This window comes from Bdellovibrionota bacterium, from assembly GCA_035292885.1.
Lineage (GTDB): Bacteria > Bdellovibrionota_G > JALEGL01 > JALEGL01 > DATDPG01 > DATDPG01.
This window is the reverse complement of sequence record DATDPG010000138.1, coordinates 1-8,961: the sequence shown is the minus strand read 5'-3', so window position 1 is coordinate 8,961 and position 8,961 is coordinate 1. Positions and strand designations below refer to the sequence as shown.

11 protein-coding genes are annotated in these 8,961 nt (G+C 57.1%); 4 read left to right on the top strand and 7 right to left on the bottom strand.

Going from position 1 to position 8,961, the window contains the following annotated elements:
• From VI895_10470 to mraZ, 6 genes are all read right to left on the bottom strand, one after another.
• Window positions 1–234: Mur ligase domain-containing protein (locus VI895_10470; protein ID HLG20221.1), on the bottom strand; the 234-nt coding region annotated here is incomplete at its 3' end.
• Window positions 235–287: 53 nt separating this feature from the next.
• A complete protein-coding gene (locus tag VI895_10465; protein ID HLG20220.1) occupies window positions 288–1,814 on the bottom strand; it encodes a UDP-N-acetylmuramoyl-L-alanyl-D-glutamate--2,6-diaminopimelate ligase in 1,527 nt (508 codons plus the stop codon).
• On the bottom strand, window positions 1,811–3,772 hold the full coding sequence (locus VI895_10460) for a penicillin-binding protein (protein ID HLG20219.1): 1,962 nt from the start codon (window positions 3,770–3,772) through the stop codon (window positions 1,811–1,813). The genes VI895_10465 and VI895_10460 overlap by 4 nt, the downstream gene beginning before the upstream one ends.
• On the bottom strand, window positions 3,769–4,050 hold the full coding sequence (locus VI895_10455) for a cell division protein FtsL (GenBank protein HLG20218.1): 282 nt from the start codon (window positions 4,048–4,050) through the stop codon (window positions 3,769–3,771). Before VI895_10455 ends, VI895_10460 begins: the two co-directional genes overlap by 4 nt.
• Window positions 4,047–5,006, bottom strand: a complete 960-nt coding sequence (gene rsmH / locus VI895_10450) for a 16S rRNA (cytosine(1402)-N(4))-methyltransferase RsmH (protein HLG20217.1) — start codon at window positions 5,004–5,006, stop codon at window positions 4,047–4,049. The genes VI895_10455 and rsmH overlap by 4 nt, the downstream gene beginning before the upstream one ends.
• Window positions 4,981–5,421 carry a division/cell wall cluster transcriptional repressor MraZ gene (gene mraZ / locus VI895_10445; GenBank protein HLG20216.1) on the bottom strand — a complete coding sequence of 147 codons (441 nt, stop codon included), beginning with the start codon at window positions 5,419–5,421 and terminating at the stop codon, window positions 4,981–4,983. Before mraZ ends, rsmH begins: the two co-directional genes overlap by 26 nt.
• A gap of 395 nt (window positions 5,422–5,816) precedes the next feature.
• Between mraZ and VI895_10440 the strand changes: the two genes are divergently transcribed.
• On the top strand, window positions 5,817–6,332 hold the full coding sequence (locus tag VI895_10440; GenBank protein ID HLG20215.1) for a prepilin-type N-terminal cleavage/methylation domain-containing protein: 516 nt from the start codon (window positions 5,817–5,819) through the stop codon (window positions 6,330–6,332).
• Between the two features lie 33 nt (window positions 6,333–6,365).
• Here VI895_10440 and VI895_10435 read toward each other — a convergent pair whose 3' ends face one another.
• The gene (locus tag VI895_10435; protein HLG20214.1) at window positions 6,366–8,075 is read right to left on the bottom strand and encodes a response regulator; all 1,710 of its coding nucleotides are present in this window, start codon (window positions 8,073–8,075) and stop codon (window positions 6,366–6,368) included.
• Window positions 8,076–8,221: 146 nt separating this feature from the next.
• On the opposite strand from VI895_10435, the gene rplU reads away from it, so the two are divergent.
• The 3 genes from rplU to VI895_10420 all read left to right on the top strand — a co-directional run.
• On the top strand, window positions 8,222–8,527 hold the full coding sequence (gene rplU / locus VI895_10430) for a 50S ribosomal protein L21 (GenBank protein ID HLG20213.1): 306 nt from the start codon (window positions 8,222–8,224) through the stop codon (window positions 8,525–8,527).
• The gene (gene rpmA, locus VI895_10425) at window positions 8,528–8,788 is read left to right on the top strand and encodes a 50S ribosomal protein L27 (GenBank protein ID HLG20212.1); all 261 of its coding nucleotides are present in this window, start codon (window positions 8,528–8,530) and stop codon (window positions 8,786–8,788) included.
• Between the two features lie 5 nt (window positions 8,789–8,793).
• A partial coding sequence (locus VI895_10420) for a GTPase ObgE (protein ID HLG20211.1) occupies window positions 8,794–8,961 on the top strand: 168 nt, incomplete at its 3' end.

The window sequence follows — 8,961 nt, the reverse complement described above, 5'->3', positions numbered from 1 at the left end:
ATCTCCAAGCGCGTCCCAAGTACGCTGCACGCGGATCAATTTTTCCTTGATGTCCGGAAGATCCTGTTCAATGACGGCCGCGCAAGCTCCTTTGTCCAGTGCCTGACGCGCGAATTCGTGTCCGTCCCGCGCCGCGCGAAGGGCAAAGAAGAGATCCCCCTTTCGCAAAACGCGCGTGTCCAAGCAGACCCCGGAAAGATTCCCCGAGAGCTTTGAGTTTGGAATTCCGCGCATGGCCGAAACCGCATCGGCCAGCGAAAGTTTGTGATCGACGCGCAGGGGGAGCGTCACGCCTTCCCTCCTTCCAAAAGCTCCCGAGCCACTTCGCGATCGCTGAACGGATGCCGTACGCCGCGAATCTCTTGAACCGTTTCGTGCCCCTTGCCCGCAATCAAGATAATATCGCCCGATCGGCCGATAGAAATACCGAGGCGAATCGCTTCACGGCGATCCGTGACAGCCGCTACGACGCCTTTCGAGTCGCCGGTTAGTTTTTCAGGTTCCATTCTTGGGAACTGCATTGGAATCCCGGAAAGAATCTCCTCGACGATCGACGCCGGCTCTTCCGTTCGCGGATTATCGGACGTCACGATGGACACATCTGCCCGGCGAGTCACGGCCTCCCCCATTCGCGGCCGTTTGAGCCTGTCTCGGTCACCGCCGCATCCAAAGATCACGATCAATCTCCGTTTGCGAAGCGGAAGCAGCGTTTCCAAAACATTCGTTATCGCATCTTCCGTGTGAGCGTAATCGATCAAGACTTGAAGATTCTTCGGGTTCGCCACGGCCTCCAAACGGCCGGGTACTCGATGAAGTCGTTCGATCCCGGCGCTGATCCGAGACAGAGGCAAACCTAATGCGGCTCCGGCTCCAACCGCCGCCAATAGGTTGGACAAGTTGTAGAGGCCGATGAGCGAGGATCGGACAATCGCTTTTTCCTTTTTCACTTGAATCGTCGCTTGAAGCCCGGCCGGAGACATTTCGACTTTCGTCGCAAAAATGTCCGCGCCGCTGTTCGAATGCGAATAGGTCAATCGGGGAACGCTAAGCTTCGAGATCCAACGCGCGCCGACGGCGTCATCCAGATTCACGACGGCGATCCGGTTTTGTTTCACGCTAGCGGGCAAGAGATCACTAAAGAGGCGCCATTTGGCCGCCTCGTACCTGCCCATCGTTTGGTGAAAATCAAGATGGTCCGGAGTCAAATTCGTAAACACCGCCACATCGAAGTGAATCTCGTTGAGCCGGCCCAGCTCGAGACCGTGGGAGGAACACTCGATGACCACGTCGGTGGTTCCGTCGTCGTGCATCTGCCGAAGGAGTTTTTGGAGTTCCGGCGCTTCGGGCGACGTCCGCGGAGCGTCGGTCTCTATGACCGTGGAGCCTTTTCTCCATCGATACGCCGTCGTCCCGACGTACGCCGCCTTTCGGCCACCGGCCGTCAGAATCGATTCAATTAAGTGCGCCGTCGTCGTTTTCCCGTTCGTTCCGGTGATTCCCACGACGGTCATCGATCGGCTCGGCTCGCCGTACACACGCGAGGCCAACGCTCCGAGCCACCGCCGAGCCTGGGGAATCACGATGACCGGAATATTTCGGATTTCAACCGGCTGGTCGCTTGCTACGGCTGCGGCTCCTCGCGCGACCGCCTTTTCCGCAAATCGGCGACCGTCCATGTTCGCTCCGGACAGCGCCACAAAAAGATCTCCGCGTTCCACCTTCCGAGAATCCAGGGCTACGCCTGAAATTTGGATATTCCCTCGACCTCTCACCGAAGAGCCGGGAATACCGTGGATCAATTCCGATACGGTCACGTCCGGCTCCGATCGGGAGCAAATCGAACTTCCCACGTCTTTGAGTTCGCAACCGAAGCTCCCGGTAGCGGTTCCTGTTGAACGGCCACACCGCTTCCCACAATCCGGACGCGCACGGAACGCTTCCGCGCTTCCGTCAAGACTTCCCGAACAGTGAGGCCAAGAACGTCCGGAATCGTATCCGGCGAAAATTCCGCGCGAGAAGGTACCGTCGTCACGTCCGCAACCGAAACCAAAAAATCATGAGACTCGTCCGGCGGCTCGAGATCGGGCGGAACATTGAGATAGTTCAACGCCGTTTCCATGACCTTGCGAAACACCGGCCCCGCGAGCGTCCCTCCGTAGTCCGCTTGCCGAGGTTGGTCGAAAATGAACAGGCCGGCGAGTTCGGGATTGGACACGGGCGCGAACCCCGTAAAGGAACTGACCACAAGATCATGCGCGTACTTGCGGGTGGCCGGATCGATCTTTTGCGCCGTGCCCGTTTTTCCCGCCACACGGTACTTGGACATCGCCGCCTCGATTCCGGTCCCGTCTTTCGCCGTTACGCTTTCCATCCAGTCCGTCAACAGAGCAACCGTGCGCGAAGAAACCACCCGCTTCGGCGTAAACGAACGTCGGAAATCCACGGAACGTCCGTCGGAAAAGACGGCCCGCTCGACCAAATACGGCCGAACCTCGGAACCGCCGTTCGCGATCACCGAAACGGCCGCGGCCAGCTGGATGGCCGTGACACCGATCCCCTGCCCGAAAGCGATATTGGCTAGATCCACATCGCGCCACCCCTTCGCCGGCGCCAGGAGCCCCCGCGTTTCGCCGGGAAAGTCGATTCCGGTCCTTTGCCCGAATCCAAATTCTCGAATCACACGATCGAGGTTTCGCCGGCCCGTTTTGAGGGCAACCCGTGCCGCGCCGATGTTGTCGGAAAACTTCAGTACGTCCTTCGGTCGCAGCCATTCGTGATCCGTATGAGTTCGAATGACCTTTCCGCTGACGACCAAACTCCCTTTCCGGCAAAGGATCGGCTCATCGGGCGAAATCGATTCCGTTTCAAGAGCGGCCGCGAGCGTAAAAATCTTGAACGTCGAGCCCGGTTCGTACACTTCTTCCACCGGTCGATTTCGCCAGCCCTGCGGTTCCGTGCGATCCAAACGATTCGGATTCACCCGCGGATAGGAAGCGAGTGCCAGGATCTTTCCCGTGCGTGGCTCCATGACGACCGCCATCGCGTGTTTCGAGCCGCTTTCCACGGCCGCGCGTTCAAGTTCGTCCTCCGTTAAATGCTGAATCGTCAAATCGATCGTCAAGTAAAGATGAGCGCCGGCCTCCGGCTCCAAGAAGATGATATCCCGGGAAAAAATGGACCGGCCCTTGGCGTCCTTCTCCGTGTGCACGACGAGTTTTTGGCTTCGAAGAAACGCATCGTAGAAACGCTCGATTCCTTCCAATCCCTGTCCGTCCGCACCGACCACGCCGAGAATCTGCGCCGCTAATTCCCGATCCGGGTAAAGGCGTCCGCCTTCGGTCATCACATGAAGGCCCGGAAGTTTCAGAGCTCTCACCCGGCTTGCCGTACTTGGGTCGACCCGGCGCTTGAGCCACACGAACTTTTTCGATCCCGATTTCATTTTGCGGGTTATGTCGTTGCGGGACATTTTTAGAACCGGCGATACCTTTGCGATCGCATTGGAAAGCCGCGTGATTTCGCTGGGATCGGCGAAAACGGAGGGAACGCGAAGTCCCACGGCGAGTTCCCTTCCCTTCGCATCGAAGATCGTGCCCCGAAGCGGGGCCAACGTGATCTGCGATGCTCGCTGCCGCGACTCCATCCGTTCCACACGTTTATCGATGCCCGCGTGGAGCTGAAAGCTGCGAAACGCAAGGAGAAGAAATCCCGCCAAGAAACCGACGAGACAAAACGCCAGCCGCCCGCGCCCATGCCGTTCGCGGATTTTCACGGTTGGGGCTCCTGAGATACGACGACCGAGCGATCTCTGCTCGCGGTTCTGCCGAGATACAGCTGCGATCGGGCGATTTTCTCCACGCGCGAAGGTGAGCGAAGTGTTGCGAGCTCCAGCGTGAGAGCTCGTTTCTCTTGTTCGAGCTCCGACCGGACTCTTTGTTTATCCGCCAGAGTGTAGCCCAGTTCCACCATCAAGAATCGCGATCGCACGTACAGCAGTGACAAGCCAAGCGTGAGGAAGGCGGCCAAGACGACGAGGCCCCGCGTCTTCACGCCGCCTCTCCTTGGATCTTAAGGCCTCGAAGGCGCGCGGAGCGCGCCCGCGGATTTGCATCGATCTCGAGCCGGGTCGGCCGAATCGGTTTGGGTGTCAGAATCTTGGCGCCACTTTCTCGAGCTGCGGCGCGAAAAACGTTCTTCACGATTCGATCTTCCAAGGAATGGAAAGAGATGACCGCGACTCGCGCTTCCGCCGGCAAGACGCGGACGACGGCGTTCAGCCCTTTCTCCAATTGCGCCAGTTCGTCGTTGATACGGATCCGGATCGCCTGAAACGTCCGCGTGGCCGGATGAATGGACCGAGAACGGACGGCGGAAGGCAGAGCGGAACGGACGATGTCCGCTAATTCGCCGGTCGTCGAAATGCGCTTCCGTTTTCGGGCGGCCACGATCGCCCGGGCGATCCGTCTCGAAAACCGTTCTTCCCCAAACCGAAAAAGAACATCGGCGAGCTCTTTTTCATGAACATGCGCGAGCCACTCCTCGGCCGTTCTTCCGACCGTCGGATCCATTCGCATGTCGAGGGGGCCGGAACGATCAAACGAAAATCCCCTGCGTGGGTCCTCGAGCTGCTCGCTCGACACACCGCAATCGATTAATACGCCGTGAATGCGCGGAAGAGCCGCTTCGGAAAGACGCAACGGCGCCTTCGCCAGCTCGCCATGCAAGATTCTCACTCGACGGCCGAAACGGCGCAGCCGTTCCTCGGAACGCCGCACGGCCGCCGAATCCCGATCGAAACCCATCAAATGGCCGTCGGGCGCGCTGGCATCCAGGATTGTCTCGGCATGTCCTCCGCCGCCGACGGTGAAATCGACGTAATGCCGGCCGCGCTGAACATCGAGAAGTTCCATGACTTCGGCAACCATGACGGGAACGTGCCGACTTTCGACGCGCGACGAAACGACCGGACCTGTTCGGCTCTCAGAGTCCAAGGTCGGCCAAAACATCACTGATTTCCTCGAAGCTCTTTTGCGAATCTGTAAACGCTTCTTCCCAACGTGTCTTCGACCAGATCTCGATCTTCTTGAGCATCCCGACCACGACCACATCCCGCTGCAGATCGGCGTATTCCCGCAGTTTCGGCGGAAGAAGAATTCGGCCTTGCGCGTCCAGCGGACACTCGGTGGCTCCGGAGATGAAGTAGCGTTGAAACGCCTTCACTTCCTTCTTGAGCTGAGACAGCGCGGCGGCTTTCCGCTCCAGGTTCTCCCACTCCTCCTGGGGAAAAGCGACCAAACAGCGGTCAAAATTTGTGACGACAAGGCTCTCCGAATATTTGTCGGAAAGAATCTCTCGAAATCGGGAAGGGATGGAAAGACGTCCCTTTCCGTCGACGGTATGATCGTAACGTCCCCTGAACATGAAAATGCCGGCCGAAAACGGGCGGCCTCCACCACGTTAACCCACGATATCCCACTATCCCCCACAAAACTAGGAAAGAGAGGCAAAATTGTCAACGAAAAAAGGGGGTTAGCCATTCAGCTGACATATCAAGCCAATTTATCGACTTTTCGAGAAAATTTATGGAAGACGTGCTATAAGATATTGATATTTAATAAGAATATATATGGCACAAAGCGGCGTCACGTAACAAACAGGATCTTTGGGCCTGAGAACCGGCGGAAACAATGGTTTACTAACGAAACGACGCGGCGGTGAATTCACTGTAACCTATCGAGTTCACACTCCATTTCTTGATCGAATCCGGTGAAATGTGCGACGCTATAGACTCACCAAGAAATTGAGGGATCACGCGGATGCACAAATTCTTCCGAAAAAAGGGTTTCACTATCATTGAATTGATGGTGGTTGTGTTCATCATCGCCGTCCTCGCTGCTGTGGCCATCCCTCTCGTGGGTAGGTATCTCAAAAAGTCAAAAACGGCCGAGGCCGCTCTCAACATACGCAAAATCTATGACGGCGAGGTTTCCTATTTCCAGGAAGAGCACACGCTATCCTCCGGTGTCATCGCCACGCGGATTTTCATCACCGCTCCCCGGACCCCGGCGAACCCGGGCATTCAAAAGCAACTCGGGAATTTCGAATCCGTCGCATGGTCTTCTCTTAAGTTTGGAGCGGATGGGCCCGTTCTCTTCTCGTACTCGGCCGACGCTAACGGCTCGGGAACCACCGCAAGCTTCACCGCTCGTGCGGAGGGGGATATGGACGGCGATCAAACCACGTCTCTGTTTGAGCGCGTCGGATCCGTGAATGCGAGCACCGGAGAGGTGGAAGGGGGCGCCGCCCTTTACTCGCTCGACGACATTGAGTGACTTTAGGACCCGTGACGAAATAACCCAGGAGCCTTACTTTCGAACGATACGTTGCTGTAACGTCAGGCTCCGCCCCACCCGACCGGGGATCAAAGCCGCCATGAGCTTTCCATTCTCGTCGACAATTTTGCACTGCCGGGCCTTTTCCTTCTTGAGATAGGCCTCCAGATTGTCGAGCATGGCCTTGATATCTTCCTTTGGGAGCCGATCCCAAGCCTCTTGGGAAGAATAAATGGTCAGTCCATCCTCTTCCAACTTCGCTTTTGTAAACGCCAGTCCAATCCGCAGTTCGCTTGAGGAAACGCGAGAAGCGAAGAAATTCCAGGCCGCTCCCAGAGCAGTCACGAGAAAAAACGCCGCGATCGTGAGTTGAACCGACCGTTTTTTGAAAACCGACGGTCTCGCTTCCACTCCCGGCGGCGGAGGGGGAGGCGCCGCCCGGCGATCATATTTGAGATCCACCGCCGCTCCCTTTGACAAAGAGCGAATCTGATCCACGCGAGTTTGAATTTCTTTGAGAATCGCCCCTTCGGGTCCCAAGCCTTCAGAGGAAAGCGTATCCGTTGCGGAAATCATCATTTTGGTTTTTGCCTCGTAAAGGCGCGTGCTCATTTCGTTCAGGCCTTGCCTGTCCGAACTGTTTCCTTGCGCAACCGCTTCCCGAACCAAGCCTTCGACCTCCTGATCGATTTCATCGGCCTTCTTCAGGAGATGCGCCAACATCGGGAGGAAAAGCGCGGCCAGGGCACCACGATCCGCCTGGATCGACGGGACGAAGAGACGGTACGCATCGCACTGAGATCGCAGCAAAACCATTCGCTGCACACACGCGGCGACCGGCGTCTCCACCGTGAAGGCCTGCCGTTCGAACGGCGGGAGTTCTCCCAGAATTTTTTTCACTTTTTCGTCGCCTTCTCCTCCGAGGGCGACGACCCGAATTGCATCGGTCGAGATTCCCAAAAAATTTCGAACGAAAGTTGCATCAATTTCCGGCGCCTGCGCCTTCGAGCGCGCCCGCGCTGCCGCCAAAATATCGTCGAGCAGTTCTCGGTCTTCCTCCTTTAGATCGACGAACCTCGCGCCGATGGCCTTTGGAAAATTCTCGTACGGCTCTTTCAATTCAATCGTCCGAATGGCTTCGGTTGAAAACTCGTAGGTCTCGCCGGACCTACTTGAAAAGCGGAGCGTGAGCCGCGTGCCCATGGGCATGGTTGCGTCGCTCGCGAACAACACGCCGCTCGCACTGGCGTTGATCACCACTCCCCGATACTCCTGATTTTCAAAAGAGAATACGATCTGACCTGAAACCGCGATTCGGCCAGGCCGGGCCACCAGCGGCTTTTCGGCGTCCACAAAACCGCCGGACGCGGCGACCTTTCCCTCCAAAACGTCCCGCAAATATCGAGGAATCATCCGGCCCGCTTCATTTTTGAGGACGAACAAATCTGCTCCGGCGTCTTTGGCTCGCTGAGCAATGGCCGGTGAATCGATCGATGAAACCACAACGACAATGGGAACCGGATCGAGGCTCCCCTCTTTGATCTGCCGACAGCATTCGATTCCGCTCATCTGGGGCATCGCCGCGTCCACGATGATGACCTTGGGACCCGGACCCGATAGTTTCGAGAGAACCTCTTTCCCGCCGGCTACGAGTTCGGTTTCCACGCCTTTTTCGCGCGTAAGGGTTTCGAGGTCGGGCAGGATCGTAAAGATCTCATGGAAGATGATGATTCTCGGTGCCATGTGGGCGGGCAAATGACTTTACCGGAAAACTCTAACTCCCTGAAACATTTGACACAAGCGCCGGGTTCTTTTTCCGAGGCGAATCCCGTCAAACTTGACACACGCCTCAAAAAGCCGTACCTAATCGCCCCTTTTTCGGGAATAGCATGCAAGCCGTCATTCGATTAGGGAGTCATCAGTATGAGGTGTCCTCCGGAGACACTCTCCGAGTCGAGAAGATCGACGCTCCGGTGGGGAGCGAGGTTCGAATCAAGGATCTCGTGATGCTCTCGGACGGCGAAACGGTAAAGGTGGGCCCCGAAGCGAAAGGCACCGTCGTAGGCGTTGTTCGTTCGCAAGGAAGGGCGCCGAAATTGATTGTATTCAAGAAGAAGCGCCGGAAGGGATACACACGAACCCAAGGGCATCGCCAGCTCTACACCACAATCGAGATCACCAAAATCGAGGCGTAAATGGCAACGAGTAAATCGGGCGGAAGCACACGCAACGGAAGAGACAGCAACGGCCAGCGCCGTGGAATTAAAATATACAGCGGCCAAAGTGTGCGCGCCGGCAACATTCTTGTCCGGCAGGTCGGCACACGAATCCATCCGGGCCGAAATGTCGGAATGGGAAGGGACTTTACGATCTTCGCCACCGCCGACGGAGTCGTTCGCTACGAACGCCTCGATAAGAAACGAAGGAAAGTCAGCGTCGTTCCCGCCGTTAACTGAATCGTTTGTCCAAAACTCCCCGATTCGTGGATGAAGCGAAAATCTTCGTCAAAGCCGGTGACGGCGGAGACGGTCACGTCGGTTTCCGCCGAGTGAAATTCATACCCAAAGGGGGGCCGGACGGGGGGGACGGCGGCCGCGGGGGGGACATACTGCTTGTGGGTTCTCCCCAT